The 16,443-nt window shown below is 36.0% G+C and carries 17 protein-coding genes, 1 tRNA gene and 1 pseudogene; 8 read left to right on the top strand and 11 right to left on the bottom strand.

The window, feature by feature from the left end; translation table 11 throughout:
• Positions 1 to 1,178: coenzyme F420-0:L-glutamate ligase (locus ACJROP_RS10975; protein ID WP_406535507.1), on the bottom strand; the 1,178-nt coding region annotated here is incomplete at its 3' end.
• A gap of 268 nt (positions 1,179 to 1,446) precedes the next feature.
• On the opposite strand from ACJROP_RS10975, the gene ACJROP_RS10970 reads away from it, so the two are divergent.
• The gene (locus ACJROP_RS10970; protein WP_406535506.1) at positions 1,447 to 2,889 is read left to right on the top strand and encodes a gamma-glutamylcyclotransferase; all 1,443 of its coding nucleotides are present in this window, start codon (positions 1,447 to 1,449) and stop codon (positions 2,887 to 2,889) included.
• Positions 2,890 to 3,036: 147 nt separating this feature from the next.
• Here ACJROP_RS10970 and ACJROP_RS10965 read toward each other — a convergent pair.
• Together ACJROP_RS10965 and ACJROP_RS10960 are read right to left on the bottom strand one after the other, a co-directional pair.
• Positions 3,037 to 3,261 (bottom strand): annotated as a pseudogene (locus tag ACJROP_RS10965) (type II toxin-antitoxin system RelE/ParE family toxin); the annotation flags it as partial.
• 47 nt (positions 3,262 to 3,308) lie between these two features.
• Positions 3,309 to 3,572: a hypothetical protein gene (locus ACJROP_RS10960; RefSeq protein ID WP_406535505.1), complete on the bottom strand. Its 264-nt coding sequence runs from the start codon at positions 3,570 to 3,572 to the stop codon at positions 3,309 to 3,311.
• 573 nt (positions 3,573 to 4,145) lie between these two features.
• On the opposite strand from ACJROP_RS10960, the gene ACJROP_RS10955 reads away from it, so the two are divergent.
• A complete protein-coding gene (locus ACJROP_RS10955; protein ID WP_292783246.1) occupies positions 4,146 to 4,286 on the top strand; it encodes a hypothetical protein in 141 nt (46 codons plus the stop codon).
• Here ACJROP_RS10955 and ACJROP_RS10950 read toward each other — a convergent pair.
• The gene (locus ACJROP_RS10950; protein ID WP_406535504.1) at positions 4,283 to 4,879 is read right to left on the bottom strand and encodes an N-acetyltransferase; all 597 of its coding nucleotides are present in this window, start codon (positions 4,877 to 4,879) and stop codon (positions 4,283 to 4,285) included. The two genes, ACJROP_RS10955 and ACJROP_RS10950, sit on opposite strands and share 4 nt — an antisense overlap.
• Before the next feature lie 354 nt (positions 4,880 to 5,233).
• Positions 5,234 to 6,568, bottom strand: a complete 1,335-nt coding sequence (gene gdhA / locus ACJROP_RS10945) for an NADP-specific glutamate dehydrogenase (RefSeq protein WP_406535503.1) — start codon at positions 6,566 to 6,568, stop codon at positions 5,234 to 5,236.
• A gap of 498 nt (positions 6,569 to 7,066) precedes the next feature.
• Between gdhA and ACJROP_RS10940 the strand changes: the two genes are divergently transcribed.
• Complete coding sequence (locus ACJROP_RS10940) at positions 7,067 to 7,309, top strand: hypothetical protein (protein ID WP_406535502.1); 243 nt, start codon at positions 7,067 to 7,069, stop codon at positions 7,307 to 7,309.
• Here ACJROP_RS10940 and prf1 read toward each other — a convergent pair.
• On the bottom strand, positions 7,306 to 8,550 hold the full coding sequence (gene prf1, locus ACJROP_RS10935; RefSeq protein ID WP_406535501.1) for a peptide chain release factor aRF-1: 1,245 nt from the start codon (positions 8,548 to 8,550) through the stop codon (positions 7,306 to 7,308). The two genes, ACJROP_RS10940 and prf1, sit on opposite strands and share 4 nt — an antisense overlap.
• A 138-nt stretch (positions 8,551 to 8,688) precedes the next feature.
• Here prf1 and dusB point away from each other — a divergent pair, with 138 nt between their 5' ends.
• Entirely contained in the window at positions 8,689 to 9,690 is a 1,002-nt protein-coding gene (dusB, locus tag ACJROP_RS10930) for a tRNA dihydrouridine synthase DusB (protein WP_406535500.1), read from the top strand.
• Here dusB and ACJROP_RS10925 read toward each other — a convergent pair.
• Positions 9,655 to 10,623, bottom strand: coding sequence for a hypothetical protein (locus ACJROP_RS10925; protein WP_406535499.1), 969 nt, complete (start codon positions 10,621 to 10,623; stop codon positions 9,655 to 9,657). The two genes, dusB and ACJROP_RS10925, sit on opposite strands and share 36 nt — an antisense overlap.
• Positions 10,624 to 10,732: 109 nt before the next feature.
• Here ACJROP_RS10925 and ACJROP_RS10920 point away from each other — a divergent pair, with 109 nt between their 5' ends.
• The gene (locus ACJROP_RS10920) at positions 10,733 to 11,251 is read left to right on the top strand and encodes a zinc-ribbon domain-containing protein (protein ID WP_406535498.1); all 519 of its coding nucleotides are present in this window, start codon (positions 10,733 to 10,735) and stop codon (positions 11,249 to 11,251) included.
• Here ACJROP_RS10920 and rimI read toward each other — a convergent pair.
• Positions 11,222 to 11,677 (bottom strand): ribosomal protein S18-alanine N-acetyltransferase, encoded by a 456-nt coding sequence (gene rimI / locus ACJROP_RS10915; protein ID WP_406535497.1) that lies wholly within the window; start codon positions 11,675 to 11,677, stop codon positions 11,222 to 11,224. The two genes, ACJROP_RS10920 and rimI, sit on opposite strands and share 30 nt — an antisense overlap.
• Positions 11,678 to 11,744: 67 nt before the next feature.
• Between rimI and ACJROP_RS10910 the strand changes: the two genes are divergently transcribed.
• The 3 genes from ACJROP_RS10910 to cobK are packed head-to-tail and all read left to right on the top strand — an operon-like array spanning position 11,745 to position 15,350.
• Positions 11,745 to 12,134 carry a UPF0146 family protein gene (locus ACJROP_RS10910; RefSeq protein WP_406535496.1) on the top strand — a complete coding sequence of 130 codons (390 nt, stop codon included), beginning with the start codon at positions 11,745 to 11,747 and terminating at the stop codon, positions 12,132 to 12,134.
• 4 nt (positions 12,135 to 12,138) lie between these two features.
• Complete coding sequence (locus ACJROP_RS10905; protein WP_406535495.1) at positions 12,139 to 14,568, top strand: cation-translocating P-type ATPase; 2,430 nt, start codon at positions 12,139 to 12,141, stop codon at positions 14,566 to 14,568.
• On the top strand, positions 14,565 to 15,350 hold the full coding sequence (gene cobK / locus ACJROP_RS10900) for a precorrin-6A reductase (RefSeq protein ID WP_406535494.1): 786 nt from the start codon (positions 14,565 to 14,567) through the stop codon (positions 15,348 to 15,350). The genes ACJROP_RS10905 and cobK overlap by 4 nt, the downstream gene beginning before the upstream one ends.
• Positions 15,351 to 15,367: 17 nt before the next feature.
• Here the strand turns inward: cobK and ACJROP_RS10895 are convergent.
• From ACJROP_RS10895 to ACJROP_RS10885, 3 genes are all read right to left on the bottom strand, one after another.
• A tRNA-Ser gene (locus tag ACJROP_RS10895) sits at positions 15,368 to 15,451 on the bottom strand.
• Between the two features lie 36 nt (positions 15,452 to 15,487).
• On the bottom strand, positions 15,488 to 15,796 hold the full coding sequence (gene rpsJ / locus ACJROP_RS10890) for a 30S ribosomal protein S10 (protein ID WP_042691424.1): 309 nt from the start codon (positions 15,794 to 15,796) through the stop codon (positions 15,488 to 15,490).
• A 70-nt stretch (positions 15,797 to 15,866) separates the two neighbouring features.
• On the bottom strand, positions 15,867 to 16,443 hold a 577-nt coding region (locus ACJROP_RS10885), incomplete at its 5' end, for an elongation factor 1-alpha C-terminal domain-related protein (protein ID WP_406535493.1).

Below are 16,443 nucleotides of genomic sequence, written 5' to 3'. Positions count from 1 at the left end.
TTTGCCAAATTATCGAAGTATCCTTGGATGAATATGACTGGTGTTCCCTTATCTCCGGAACCGCTGGTCAAGTCACATAATGAACCGATCAAGTCAGTCAATACTCTTGGAGTTGTTCCTTCGGTAATCATTTGTCCGGTTAAATCTTCATCTTTTTGTTTGATTTCTTCTTTGATGGCTTCTTTTAATTCTTCGCCTTTTAAATGAGCGAACTTATTATCAGAAACATATTTCAATTTTATTTCATTCGGATATCCGATTAATCCGCTTGTATGTGCTGGTGAAACGACAGGGTCTGCCAATTCCCAAATTTTTCCGACAGGATCTTTAAATGCCCCGTCACCGTAAACCATCACTTCAATCTGTTTGCCGGTAAGCTCAATCAACCTTTTCTGTACCTCGTTGACTAAAGCGTCGCCAGTTTTTGGGAACAGCTTCAACCTTTCTTCAGTTGCCTTGTTGGAACCGAGCAATCCGTAATCCGGGTTGCAGCCGGAGTCTCCGATAGGCTCAACCAAGATTTGGTGGAGTCCGTATACATTTGCTCCATGCTCCTTAAGCAATTTTGTGGTTTTTTCTCTTGTATGGATATCACAGGTCAAAACATCAGTGTTATAATCAAGGATTGTCTTTACATCGTTAGAAAAGACAAATTCTACTTCACAGTCTTCACTTTCAATCAATTCCCTGTAAAAGTCAATCATGTTGATTCCGGTGAATGGGTGTTTCCATGAACCGAAAGTTTCCTTGTACTCATCTTCGGATATGACACTTCCCAAATTATATTCGCTTTCCTCTAGAATATCCTCATCCAAAATGCCGTTTCCCACTTCATCTGCCGGGAAAGATGTCAGAAGGGTAATCTTGTCCATTCCCCTTGCAATACCTTTTAGAATAATGGAGAATCTGTTTCTGCTTAAAATTGGATTTGTCACTCCAATGTTTTTGGATGGGAATTTGTTTTGCACATCCTGTGCGACATCATCTACGGTTACGTAGTTTCCTTCTGAAATACCTACGACCGCTTCGGTAATTGCAACAATATCTTTATCTCTGAATTCGAATCCTTCGCTTTCCTGTGCTTGGATTAATGAATCTACAACTATGGTGGCCAAATCATCGTTTTCCTTAATAATAGGTGTCCTTATACCACGCACTACAGTACCAACACATCTCATTTTTTGCGCTCCTAAGAATAAATGTTCGCTGGAATATAATTCCAACAACCCAATAATTCTATATTTTTCAAATTATATATACCTATAAGATTATTGTTGGAACTGATAAAATCAGGAAAAAATCTAAATTTCCATCCTAACCAAAAACTATATATACTATGAAGAAAATATAGTTAATGTTCTAAGAACAACACACCTAAAGTTTTTAGAACAAGCTCTAATTTTATTACAGCTTTTTTTTCAAATAAATTTATAGGAGAACCACACCATGAAAATTTTAAAACTCAAAAAACAAAAACACAATGAACCTAAATTTGACGAACTTGACAAAATGCTCTGCGATTTGGATGCATTCTTCAATGAAGACGCAAAACCAAATGACAAAGAGTGGAAAAAGAACTTAAGCATCCTCCTTGATTTCCAGGATGATGACGGAAGCTTCAAGCTTTTCGATTCATATAAGATTCCAAGCGATGCAAGAGTTGACTTCTGCTACTTGCCTACATACATCTGCACTGCAACCCTGATGAAGGCATACCTGACAGATTCATCCTCATTTGCCTTGGAGGAAACATCAGCACTTAAGAATGGGCTTAAGATGTCCTGTGCCAAAAACTTGCGCGGACACGGATTTGAAGCATTTAAAGGCCAAATCGAAGCCCTGAACATATTCATGAAAGCCGGACTCAAGGAATTCATAGACATTTATCCTGACCTTTGCCCAGAATTCAGCGAGATGATTAAAAACATCATCTGCAAATTCCAGGAAATGGAATCCAAAGGAGACTTCTTCGGACCATGGGGCGAAAGCTATGAGGACGACATCAAAGCCATCAACAAATACTTTTCTCAAAGGAAAGTGTTCGTCTATGGAACACTCATGAGAGGAGAGGGCAATCACGGATACCTCCAGAACAGCACATTCCTTGGCAAATCCTTCATTGAAGGCTATGACATGTACGATGTCGGATGGTATCCTGCAATCACTCCAGGATCCAGCAGAATCATCGGCGAGCTTTACCAGGTCCCAATAGAGGACATGCCATCAATCGACGCCCTTGAAGGGGAAGGCCATCTCTACCTCAAAAAATGCGAAACAGTAACCGATAGTGAAGGAAAAACCACCTTAGCATTGGTTTATGTTTACAATAGAGATGTTTCAGGCCTCAAGAAAATACCCGTATGGGGAGACGAATACGTATGGTATGTTTCATACGGAAGCAACATGCTGAAGGAAAGATTCATGTGCTATATAGAAGGCGGATCTTTTGAAGGCAGCAGATACCGCCAGCCTTGCGACGATACAACACCGCCTGCAGCTGTGAAAGCTGTTGAGATACCATATGACATGTACTTCGGAAACTATTCCGGTTCATGGGATGGCTGCGGCGTTTCATTCCTTGACACAACCAGAAAGGGAAAAGCGCTTGGAGTGGCTTATCTTATAACAAAAGACCAATTCAGCCATGTTTCATCCCAGGAAAACGGCGGACGTCCTCCTCAAGAAGGATACTCATGGTATGAAAATATCATCGACCTTGGAGAAATGGACGGCTTTGAAGTGAAGACAATAACCAATAATGAACTTCGCCAGTATAACGAGCCAAGTCCAGCATATTGGGACACTTTGCTTCAGGGAATAAAAGAAAACTGGCCGGACATGTCAGATGAGGACATTGAGGATTATCTAAATAACTGCATCAGAGAATAATCCTCTTAAATCTTTATTTTTTTAAAAATAATTTATATCATTAAATAAAATATAAAAATATTTGAAGTACGACTTTGCACAAAAACACAGTCAAAAAGTAAAAAGAATAAAAATAAACAAAATAGTTGGCATAACCCCCATAAAATGTTAAAACAACCTATAATCACTCTTACGTTTAATAATATCAATTATTTCAATCCTCTTATTCTTTTCAGAGACATAAAAAATTATTCTATAACTTCCAACCCTAGCCCTTTGACATCTCGGACATTTTGCACTACTTAGCTCAATGAACTCCGCATTGTAAGGATTATCTAAAATTTCATAATATTTTTTAGTTATCCTTAACAGTAGCTTTTTGTCTTTCTTATGTTTTTTGAAGAATTTTTTTACTCAATCATGTTCAAATAGGTTATATGTCATTTTTTAAGCTCTTTTTCTAATTTTGATATTCTTTTCTCTAAGTCTTTTAATGTGACTTCAGATACATTTTCTAGAGTGTCATTTTCGAAATTTTCAATATCTTTGTTGTAAACTTCCGCTTGTTCATCAGAAAATTCTTCATTTTCATAATAATAGTTAATTAAGAAATATATAACATCATTGAAAGTTTCATTTTTGGATGCGAGTTCAGATAATGATTTATGGGTTTTTTCAGAAATTTTAATAGTTTTTGTCATCATATAATTTCACCAATATATAGTATACTCAGTATACCATATATAATTTTCCCTAACATTACCTGATAAGAAGCATCTGATAATCAATTAAAGATAACTCAATAAGCAATATATTAAACTAAAAGTTAAATATACTTTTTGTTTTAAATAAAAGCAATATTATTAGTTTAAAATAATTTAACATAGTAAAAGCAACATATTTTGAAAAATAACAATATAAAAACTATGGAATAGGCAAAATCTACAAAGAGTAGAAAATTAAATCAATTAATAGTTTATAATAAAATAAAATTCAAATAATCTAAAAAAAGAAAAAAGAAACAATGAAATCTATACGATTCCGTGTGCGGGAACTGAGTGAAACCACCCTACTTTTAAAAACAAAGTATGTTAAAAAATTCCCATTAAACCTTAAAAATTGCTTTTATCACGTAAAATTGCTTTGAAAAAACCATATTATATAAATATTTGTATAATCTTAAAAAAAAATAATTATTTGCCAATAAATGAGAGATGTAAACTATTTAAATGATAAAATACAATTAAATATTAAAAATATTGCTGAGGTGAATGCATATGGCAAAACCTATTGGTGAAACTCCAACATTATACGGCAAAGAAGCTAGGGATTTTTTAAGAAAAATGAATGAACCTCCTAGCAGAGAAGACCGTGAATTTAGAAAAAAATGTGAATCTCAAAGAATAGTCTTATTTTAACTTTTCTTGAGATCAAGATACAAATAGAAAGTTTGTTCAGGATTCTGTTTAATAATCATTTCTAACTTCTCTTTAATTAATTCATCATCTTTTTTTAAGTTTGAAAAGTGATTATGAACAGCATAAAAATTATATGCGCTTGCATAACCTTCAACAATGATAAACCTTAATCCTACATCATTTTCAGATAATTTCCTAATGGAGTTTATGACATTTCTGAGGATATGTGAACCTAAGCCATTATTTGTATATTTTTTATCGATTGCAAATCTTCCTATTTTTATTGCAGGCAATGGTTTCTTTTTGGGAACCTTTTCAATATTTTCATTGTAATGAGGTTTTAGTTTTAACCGGATATTTTCATCACGAATATTTTTTAAAGGAATGGTATCAGTCAGCAATGATACAAACCCAATTATCTCATCATCACAAGTGATTAGTTTAGTGATATTTATTTTATCATTTTGTTGGATTAATGCATCATTTTTAATAAAATCATTTAAATCATCAGAGTCGCATTCAAAATTACTTAAATCGTGTTTTTCTGTTAATGTTTCAAATTTATAATTGTCTTTAATATATTCAATATCCATAACTGCCTTCATTTACTTTATTTTACATTTCAAAAGAAAACTAGTCTCAATTTAATAATTTAAAATATTTAACTAATTTCAATTGAATATGAAACCTATTTAATATTACCTTAGTAAAATATAGCACATATTAACTTGTGAAGTGCGACAGAGTGTAAAATCACAGATATGAAAAAACACGGTAAACCTACAAAAACCACACTACAAGAAGTAAAAAAATTAATTTAATTAAAATACTTAAAAAGAACTAAATCAATTTAAAATAAGTTAATTTCATGTTTATAAAACTAAAAATTATTTATAATCTATATAAAACTTAAATAACTAAAAAAAGAAAAAAAGAAACAAGGAAATCTATACGATTCCTTGTGCGTTCATAGCGTCAACAACTTTCTTGAATCCTGCAATGTTTGCTCCTGCAACATAGTTTTTGTCGAGGCCATATTCCTCAGCAGCATCTGCAACATTTTCAAAGATGGTTTCCATGATGGTTTGTAATCTGGAATCAACTTCTTCAAATGTCCAGGATAACCTTTCTGAGTTTTGAGACATTTCTAATGCAGAAGTTGCTACACCACCAGCGTTTGATGCTTTACCTGGGGAGAATAATACTCCATTTTCTTGCAAGTATTCGGTTGCTTCGATGGTGGTTGGCATGTTTGCACCTTCAGCAACAGCGATTACTCCATTTTCCACTAAGGTTTTTGCATCTTCTAATTGCAATTCGTTTTGGGTAGCACATGGAAGAGCGATGTCACATTTAACTGTCCATACGCCTTTTCCTTCGTGGTATTCAGCGCTTTCTCTTGCTTCAGCATATGCAGTTAATCTTTCTCTTCTTACTTCTTTGATTTCTTTTAATAACTCAACGTCGATTCCTTCTGGGTCGTAAATCCAACCGGTTGAATCGGAACAGGTAACAGGTTTACCGCCTAATTGTTGAGCTTTTTCGATTGCATAAATAGCTACGTTACCTGCACCGGATACTGCAATGGTTTTTCCTGCAATATCAACATCGTTTGCTTTTAACATAGCGTTTGTGAAGTATAATAATCCGTATCCAGTAGCTTCAGTTCTTGCGAGAGATCCACCGAAGGATAATCCTTTACCAGTTAATACACCTTCGTATAATCCTCTGATTCTTTTGTATTGGCCGAACAAGTAACCGATTTCGCGACCGCCTACACCGATATCTCCTGCAGGCACATCAGTATCAGCTCCGATGTATTTGCATAATTCGGTCATGAAAGATTGACAGAATTTCATGATTTCTCTGTCGGATTTTCCTTTAGGATCAAAGTCAGATCCACCTTTACCTCCACCGATTGGAAGGCCGGTCAAGGAGTTTTTGAAAATTTGTTCGAAACCTAAGAATTTAATAATACCTACGTTTACAGATGGGTGGAAACGTAATCCGCCTTTGTAAGGTCCGATTGCACTGTTGAATTGTACACGGTATCCGGTGTTTACTTGTACCTGTCCGTTGTCGTCTATCCATGGGACACGGAATTTGATTTGTCTTTCCGGATTGGTTAACCTTTCAAGAAGTGCATTTTTTCTGTATTCTTCTTCGTTTTCTTCAATTACAACCCTTAAGGATTCCAATACTTCGCGTACAGCTTGGTGGAATTCCGGTTCGGAAGGGTTTTGTTCAATAATAGTTTCTATTACATCATCTACGTATGACAAAAATATTCCTCCAAATTATAAATTTAGATTATTTTTAATATCATTAAATTCCAACTTCTGTGAGAATTATTAACAATACAATATAATTTTTGAAACTTCTTATATTTAAATATTTTTCAATTTTTAATAAAATATTCCGAATATTATTCAAATAAAATTGGATTTATCTTAAACAAATTATAAAATATTCAATAAAACTTATCAAATTAAATATTTCTTTTCAGATATTAATCTAAAATGTATAATTAAAATTATTAAAAATGTACAAAGTCGGAAAATGATTGCCACCGAAAAATCAAAACCCAATTGTCTAGAAATGACCCCCGTTTACCTAGAAAATCCGAACATACTCAACAATCCCCCAATAAATTTTAAACAAAATCATATACATTTTAAAAAAGCATATCTTCTTATATACTATAATTAATAAAGTAACTATTAATGTATACTGAATTTTAAAATTCAATATACAAAATAACAAAATTAAGGTTGGAATTGATGAATAGAATTACCAAAAGGCAATATGAAAATTTAAAGAATAGCTATCTGAGCAAAAATAGAAGCCTATACTCATTATATGTAGAACTTAACAAAGAAAACAATGTCAATAAACACTTGTTTTTTCAATTGATTAACCACATTCGCCAAGAAGAGGGATTGAATCATTACTATACAAAAAAGCAAAAAAAGAGAAATAATATTATAGAAAATTTGGATAAGGCTCCAAATCACTATAATTAGTAATCTACATAATATCTTAAGATTGCCGCAATTCCACCGAATGCACGGTAAATCTGGTTTCCTTCTTCGGTTTCAGTGGAAATGAATTCAACATCAGTGTTCATTTCTTCAGCAAGTTCAACAAACTCATCAGCCAAATCCATGGAATCTGTTTCTTTTAGTATATCATTACATTCAGGGCATTTTTCCTCAAGATTGTCCGCTTCAGCCTGTGTCTTGACGGTAATGTCTTTTTGATAACCGCAATTGGAACAGGTGAATGTCTTGCGCATGCTTGTCAGATCTTCAGACAAAAGCAAGGTATCTACAGCACCGACAATCAGGTTATTCCTGACTTGCTTTTCACCATAGGAACATAATCCCTTATCTTTCCTCAACTCTTGAATAAACCTCTGAACCAACTTTTTCTCATGCATTACATCGAGGTTTTCCAAATCGTCAGCAGCCCTTGCAATGACTTCACGAATGCCCTCTTCACCGGTATAGGAAGTATCGACTATACTTATGATCTTGTCCTTAAGCTCATATTGAAGATAATCCCCTTCATAGAAATCTTTTTTGGTGAATCCCGGACCTCCTAGGATAATTCCTTTCAAATCATCCTTTAAAGGCAGGAACGCTTCGTTCATATGGTCTCCGATACGTTTCAGGAACTGGTGAGCAAGATCTTCAATTACACGGTCAAACCTTCTTTGGGACTGACCCCCTGCCTTGTGCTTGCCAGGAACACCACTGGTCAAATGCCCAAGGATAGTTTCCTTTTTACCTTTCAAAGTAGCGTATGTTGCTTCATTCCTGTCGATAACTGCAACACCATATACGTCACGCTCTTCAATCATGAACTCCAAAGGTTCAACGAAAAATTCGTTATTACATTTATACCAATAGGTTGTAACCGGTTCAGGCGGTTCTATAACATATTTTTCCATCTTTTCAGTACCCGGACCGCCTTTCGGAATCATTCCCACAAAAATGACCAAACCGTTTTCTGGAGGCTGCTTGTATAATTTGATAGTTTCCAAAATAACCGCAATGGCGGACTGTACATTTTTTCTTGTTTGTTTACTCTTGATGTTAGCGCTCTGCCCCATTTCATCACGCATGTGCTTACCAACATCACTCAATTGTTTGGTTGGTGGAATGTAAACGGAAACAAGCTCAGTACCTCTGCCTCTTTTTTGTGCCAATTCTTTTAATGTCTTCTTAAATTCATATAATTCTTTTGATGATACTTCTGCCATGTTATCCCTTATAATAATTAAATCAGTATAATAGTAATAAATATCTTCTTTTAAATATAAATAATTAATGAAAAAATAGCATAATTAATCGAATTTTAACAAAAAACATAATAATCAATTAAAAGAAATAATTGTGTAATGAAATGGAAAATCGGTAATGTCGAAATTGAAAATCAGGTTGTCCTGGCGCCGATGGCCGGAATATGTGACACTGCATTCAGAAGCATCATAAAATCAATGGGCTGCGGACTTATTGAAACGGAAATGGTTTCTGATAAAGGAATCATGTATGAAAACTACAAGACCCAGGAGATGCTGGTCATGGACGAGTCAGAGCGACCGATAGCGCAGCAGATTTTCGGCTGTGAAGAGAAATCGTTCAAAATAGCTTCAAGATACATTTATGAAAACATGAACCCTGACATTATCGACATTAACATGGGGTGTCCCGTCAAGAAGGTGGCCATAAAATCAAAGGCCGGCAGCGCCCTTCTAAAAGATCCTGAAAAGGCAGGTAAAATTGTTGAGTGTGTTGTTGACACGGTTCCGATACCTGTTACTGTTAAAATCAGAAGCGGTTGGGATGAAAAGCATATCAATGCAGTTGAAATTGCAAAAATCGTTGAAGATGCGGGAGCTTCAGCCATTACCGTTCATCCGCGCACAAGGCATCAAAGATATGACGTTGCCGCAGACTGGTCAATAATCAGGGACGTCAAGGATGCGGTGGAAATCCCGGTAATCGGAAACGGGGACATCAGGACATGTTATGATGCCAAGCGAATGATTGACGAGACAGGTTGCGATGCAATCATGATCGGGCGGGCAACACTTGGAAACCCTTGGCTCATAAAGCAGTGCATAGAATACCTGGACTGCCAAAAGGAACCTGAAAAAGTCACCATTGAGGAAAAGATTACCATGGCAAAGATACATGCCAATCTGCTTGAGCAAACCAAACCGCATAAGGTGGCATTATCCAGAATGAGAACACATACTGCCTATTATCTAAAAAGGTTATATGGAGCTGGAGACATAAAGCCGCTGCTATTTAAAATGAACACCAAAGAGGAGATATTTGAACTGTTGGACAACTATCTGAAATCAGAGCAGGAGCAAAGAGCCAAACTTTTCAAATAATTCAATATCATTACTGGAAATTGTATTGATTTCAAGTAAATCCATGCCTGTTATTTCTTCAACTTCACGGGCCAAATGAACATAGGTATCCGGATACTCGTTATACCCGAACAGATGCCAAATCACATTATCTTCAAAAACCAATTCCAGATACCAGTCATATCCTTCCAAATCATCGGGATCGCGCGCATTTGACTTGTTGTGATACTCATCAAAAATCCATGAATATACATGATATTTTTCCAATAGGCTTAAAATCAGATTACATTCGCTTTCAGACAAGTCCTTATCAACATAACCGTCGATTCTTTTCTCTTTAAAGTTTACAATCAAACGAGGCTTTGGAATGTCATAAGGATAAGTCTGATAATGCCCAAATTCAATGGTCTTAAGGTTTAACCTTTCACCATCAAGATAAACTCCATCCTTTTCAATGTCAAAGAATAATGGAGTTACAATTTGCCTTTGATAATTCAAATGGAGCACATCAAAGCCTACCAAATCAAACAACAGTTTGCCGAATTCGACCCAATTTTTCGGGAAATTGGTTTTAAAGCTGTATTCTTCAAAATTATCGGTTGAATATATAATTACATTGCATGAATAAATCAGCTCAAGCTTTTCGAAGTATGAAAACTCTTCGCTTTCAAAGTCTTCAAACAGCTTCAATTCATTGAAGGCGTTCAAAAATTCATCTGCCTTTTCAAAATCGAATGTTCGAATTTCACTGGTCATCTTACGCCTTAAGTCAACCAGAACATCAATCCATGAATCATCACAAAGACTGCTTTCGGTTAAAAATTTATCGCCGCTTCCCCGCTCAGAAATTTTGTAATATGAACTGTTATTTGTAAAATCAATAGTGAAACATTCATAATGCCTGTTAAGGCGTTTAAAATTAAATCTCTGCGTAATCTCAATTTTTTCAATCATATATATCAATAAACCGCTTTTGAAATCTGAAGTTTATAATCACTAAATATACTATTAAGACAAAAGTTTATAAACCTATTATTATTAAATTAATTAAATAAGTGATAGTATGGTTTTAAGAAGATGCCCACAATGTGGGTCAACAGGCGATGACATATACGGTTTTTGTATAAAATGCGGATGGGAATTTCCAAAAGTTAAAACAGGAGAGCATTTCTGCCCATTATGCGGATATCCAAATCCAGATGAAGCGGATTTCTGCGTTAAATGTGGAACTCCATTGCTTTTCAAAAGCCAATTTGAAAAAGACAATACTTCTTTAAACCCAATCATAATCAAAAAAACCATATCGGCCGGCCCGGGCAGCTTACAATATGACGGAAAGACCAAATGGCTAATCATCTTCGGTTATCTGTTTTCAATATTGGGAGGCCTTTTAGGATTGATTATTGCAATTTACCTTATTACAAGAAAAGATCCAAATGTGAGAAAACATGGAATAATCCAATTGGCCATCTTCGGATTTTATATCGCTTTAATTGCAATCCTATATGCAACCGGAAATATTCCTGCTGATGCATTTGCAAATTATCAGCAATTAATCCTTGGTAACTTTACCATGCCTTAAAGGTATGTACATTATTATTGCGCCGTCGCCGTTTTCGTAATACCCCGGAACAACCCTATCTATTTTAAAACTGAAGTTTTTATAAAACTCAACGGCGGCCGTGTTATTCTCATTTACCTCCAAATAAATCGCATCAAGATGGAGTAGGGACAATATGGAAATGGCCTTTACAAGCAATTGTGTTCCAGCACCCCTGCGCCTGTAATTCTTGTCAACAGCTATGGAGATAATGTGGCCCTGGTTTTCATATTTTATCCAAAACATGACATAACCGATTACATAACCTTCTTCTTCAGCCACCAAAAAACCGATTCCCATTTCATATAACTGTTGAAACATGTTTATTCCATAAGATTGACTGAACGACATGTTTTCTATTTCAAAAACTCTTTTTAAATCATTTGGAACAAACTTTCTAATTATCATGACAAAATTAAATATTAAAAGCAATGTATTTAATAGTTTGTATGATAATATTAATTTGAGGAAAACAATGTGGCAAGATTTCACGGATTACATCTTGAATGAAGTTGGCGAAGATACTGTCAAAATAGCCGAAATAGGCGTCGGAAAGTTTGACAGGATAGCTCAAAGCTTGGATGAAAAAGACAACATCACAGTTATTAAAACCGACATCAACCCCAATGATGCCGGCACAATAAAGGATGACATTACAAATCCCAACATGGACATATACAAGGATGTCGATATCATTTACTCAATCAGGCCTCCCAGCGAACTTCAGCCATATCTGGTAAAGCTTGCCCAGAAAACAGGTTCGCAATTAATCATTAAACCATTAACTAACGAAGATTTGAATACTCCAAGAATCAAAATGAAACTGAAAAATTTCAATAAAGCAAGTTTCTACATCCTAAGGTGATTTGATGGAAGACATGCTATCCAAATACAACACATCAACACAGGGGCTTACAGCAACTGAAGTCCAAAAAAGACAGGAAATCTATGGTTTAAATGAAATCGAACATGAAAAGCCAACACCAGCAATCGTATTATTTTTATCCCAATTCATTGATATCCTTATAGCCCTTTTGATAATTGCAGCTGTCGCATCGCTTTTGATAGGTGATGTCATTGATGCGGGAGTCATCATGCTTGCAGTCTTTCTCAACACCGTTTTAGGATTCATTCAGGAGTACAGATCACAGCGCGCAGTCGAAAGCCTTAAGGATTTGATGGTTAAAAAGGCAATCGTTAAAAGGGACAACACAATAAAGGAAGTTGACGCTAAGACATTGACAATAGGTGATGTAGTCGTTCTTGAAGAAGGCTGCAAATCACCTGCAGATTTGGTTTTGGTTGAAGCCAAAAACCTGACTTGCGATGAGTCATCACTGACAGGCGAATCAGAAGCTGTCCGCAAAGAGATATCCGATGAAGTTTATATGGACTCCAATATCATTTCAGGCAAGGCTTTGGGCGTTGTAGAACAAATCGGAATGAAAACCCAAATTGGAGAGATTGCAAAAATCATACAGCAGAAGGATGAACCGACACCGCTCGAGGTCAGGGTTACAAAACTTGGAAAAGTGCTTTCTGCAATTGCAATCATTGTCTGTATAGCCATTTTTATTTTAGAGCTAACTAAAGGGGTTGCTCTTGTTGAAACATTCATGACTGCAGTTTCACTCGCAGTTGCGGCCATTCCCGAAGGACTACCTGCCGTTTTGACATTAACTCTTGCTTTAGGCATGTCCGAGATGGCGTCATCAAATGCCATTGTCAAAAGATTGCTTTCCGTAGAGACATTAGGTTCATGCACTAAAATCTGCAGCGACAAAACAGGCACACTAACCGAAAATAAGATGACCGTAGTTGAGAGCTTTTACACAAACGAGGACAAAACCCTTCTGATTTCAAAATTGTGTAATAATGCAGTCACTGTTGACGGCGAAGTTATCGGAGATCAAACTGACGGCGCAATCCTTAAGTTTGCAGATGATTATGAAACAACACTAGAAAGGATTGATGAAATCCCTCTTGACAGCAATCGTAAAATGATGACTACTATACATAGACTGGACGATGAAAATGATATTGTCTTGACAAAAGGTGCGCCAGAAATAGTTCTAGATAAATGCAAATACATAGATGATGATGGAAATATACAGATAATTAATCAAGAAATCAAGGAAAATATATTGGAAAAAATTGATGAAATGAGTGAAAAATCATTGAGGGTAATCGGATTTGCATACAAAATAAATGATACCGAAATTGCTGAAGAAAACCTGACATTTACAGGACTACTTGGACTGATAGATCCGCCAAAGAAAAACGCAAAAAAAGCCGTCGATGACTGTATCAAAGCTGGAATTGATGTGATAATGATTACCGGAGACCATGAAAGGACAGCACGCGCAATAGCTAAAAATCTTGGAATATTGACCACAGGACGCGTAATAACCGGTGCTGAGTTTGAAAAGCTAAGCAATGAAGAGTACCTGGCCATTGCAGAAGATATTCAAGTTTATGCAAGGGTAAAACCAACCCAAAAGATGAGGATAGTAGAAACCTTGAAAGACCTCGGAAACATTGTTGCAATGACCGGTGATGGAGTTAACGATGCCCCTGCACTTAAAAAGGCATCAATAGGAGTTGCAATGGGTGACGGATGCGATGTTGCCAAAGAATCAGCAGATATGATTCTGCAGGACAATGACTTTTCAACAATCGTAAAAGCTATAGAAGAAGGCCGTAAAATTTATGACAATATTAAAAGATTCGTCAAGTTCCAGGTTTCCACAAATGTCGGAGCGATACTGACAATTGTAGGAACTTCACTTTTAAATCTGCCGCTGCCGTTTAATCCTGCACAGCTTTTATGGCTCAATATTGTAATGGACGGACCGCCTGCACAGACTTTAGGAATGGAGGGTGGTGAAAAAGATGTCATGAAACGTCCGCCTGAAACTGGAGACATATTAACAAAAAATACTCTTCTTCAAATACTAATTCTGGGTGCAGTCATGGCAATTGGAACCATTGCCGTATTCGGCTGGCAAATTTACAGCGGTGCGACAACTAAAAAGGCAATGACCGTGGCATTTACATTATTTGTAGTCTATCAGCTATTTAATGCATATAATGGAAAGGCCAATTCAGATAAATCCAGCAAATACCTATATTTAGGAATTATATTGTCATTCATACTTCAATTACTAATCATATACATACCGCAATTACAAATGCTATTCAGGACAACTGCAATCGGCCTTGTCGACTGGGCAATCATTATAATTGTGGCTTCAACAATATTAATGGCTCAAAAAATAATGAATAAAGTGATAAAATGAAGATCTTTCTATTAGGCGGTACAAAAGATTCAATAAACATAATAGAATTTATTAAAAAGAATTATGATGCATATATTCTAACAACAACCACCACGGAATATGGTGCAAAATTGGCTCGTGAAGGCGGCAGTGACGATACCATAGCTCGCCCCCTTCCAAAAGATGAAATAACCGAATTGATACTTGATGGAAAATTTGACATCTTAATCGATACGACACATCCTTTTGCAGAACACATCACGCAAACCAGCGCCACCATTGCAAAAGAGTTAAAAATCCCATATATCCGCTTTGAAAGACCTACCACCAACTTCGAAGACATTGATATATCACACATCCACTTCGTAAATTCATTCATCGAAGCGGGAAAACTGATAGACGACAAATTCAAGGAAGGAAACATCCTGCATTTTGCAGGAGCCAACACCATGGAAGATGTCCTGAAATATGTTCCGACTGAAAGGTTCTATCCAAGAATTCTAAAGGTGCCAAGTTCACTGGAGAAATGTGAAGAGCTAAAAGTGGATCCGAATCATATCATCCCGATGACCGGTGCGGCAAGCACAGACGAAAACATCGAATTAATTGAAAAGTATGATGCATCTGTAATGATTACAAAAGAAAGCGGTGAAATCGGCGGTGTAATTGATAAGATAGAAGCAGCAAATGAAAAAGACATTGCCGTAATCATGATACAAAGGCCAGAAATAAAAGAAGTGGATAAAAAAGATATGGTATCTAATTTGGATGAATTAGACTACAAACTAAAAAGTTATTTTTAAAAATAGATTTATAAAAACGCCGAGACTGGGATTTGAACCCAGGCGAGGGTTACCTCACAGGATTTCAAGTCCTGCGCCTTACCAGACTAGACTATCTCGGCATATGAAAGGAATATTTAGAAAAGGAATCTAAATATTTATCCTTTTAATTCAATTTCAATACTTACATTATCAGGAACGTTGACTTTCATAACTTGTCTCATTGCACGTTCATCAGCTCCAATACCGATTAAACGTTTGTGAATTCTGAGTTCCCATTTTTCCCAGGATGCTTTACCTTCTCCATCCGGAGATTTTCTTGTAGGTACGACTAATTTTTTAGTAGGTAATGGGATAGGACCAGACAAGTCAACACCAGTTCTTTCAGCAATTTTTTTAAGTTGATCACATACGTATGCTAATTTTTCTGGGTCAGTTCCGGTAAGCTTAATTCTTGCTTGATTCATTTATATTATCCTCCAAAAAAACAAAGAAAAGAAAGTATAAGAATATACTTTCTAGTTATTGTTTACAAACTTATTTTGCTGGGGTAACTTTAAGACATAAACCTGCAGCAACAGTTTGACCCATATCTCTGATAGCAAATCTACCCATAGGTGGAATGTTTTTAGCTTCTTCCATAACCATTGGTTTGGTAGGTTTGATTTGTACGATAGCTGCGTCACCAGTTCTGATGAAGTCAGGTTTGTCAGCTTGTGGTTGACCAGTAGCAGGGTCTAATTTAGAAGTTAATTCTAAGAAAGTACATGCGGTTTGTGAAGTGTGACAGTGGAATACAGGAGTGTATCCAACGGTAATTACACCAGGGTGTTGTAATACAACAACTTGTGCGGTAAATTCTTTAGCTACGGTAGGAGCGTCAGTAGTGTGTCCAGCTACGTCTCCTCTTCTGATATCGTTTTTACCTACACCTCTTACGTTGAATCCGATGTTGTCACCAGGTTCAGCCATTTCAAATACTTCGTGGTGCATTTCGATAGATTTTACTTCTCCGGAAGCTCCAGCTGGTTCAAAGATAACGTTTTCACCTTTTTTCATTACACCAGTTTCAACTCTTCCTACAGGTACGGTTCCTACACCAGTAATGGAGTAG

The sequence above is a fragment of the Methanobrevibacter sp. genome (assembly GCF_045220775.1).
GTDB lineage: Archaea > Methanobacteriota > Methanobacteria > Methanobacteriales > Methanobacteriaceae > Methanocatella.
The sequence above is the reverse complement of the archived record's forward strand: the minus strand, read 5'-3'. Positions and strand labels throughout refer to the sequence as shown.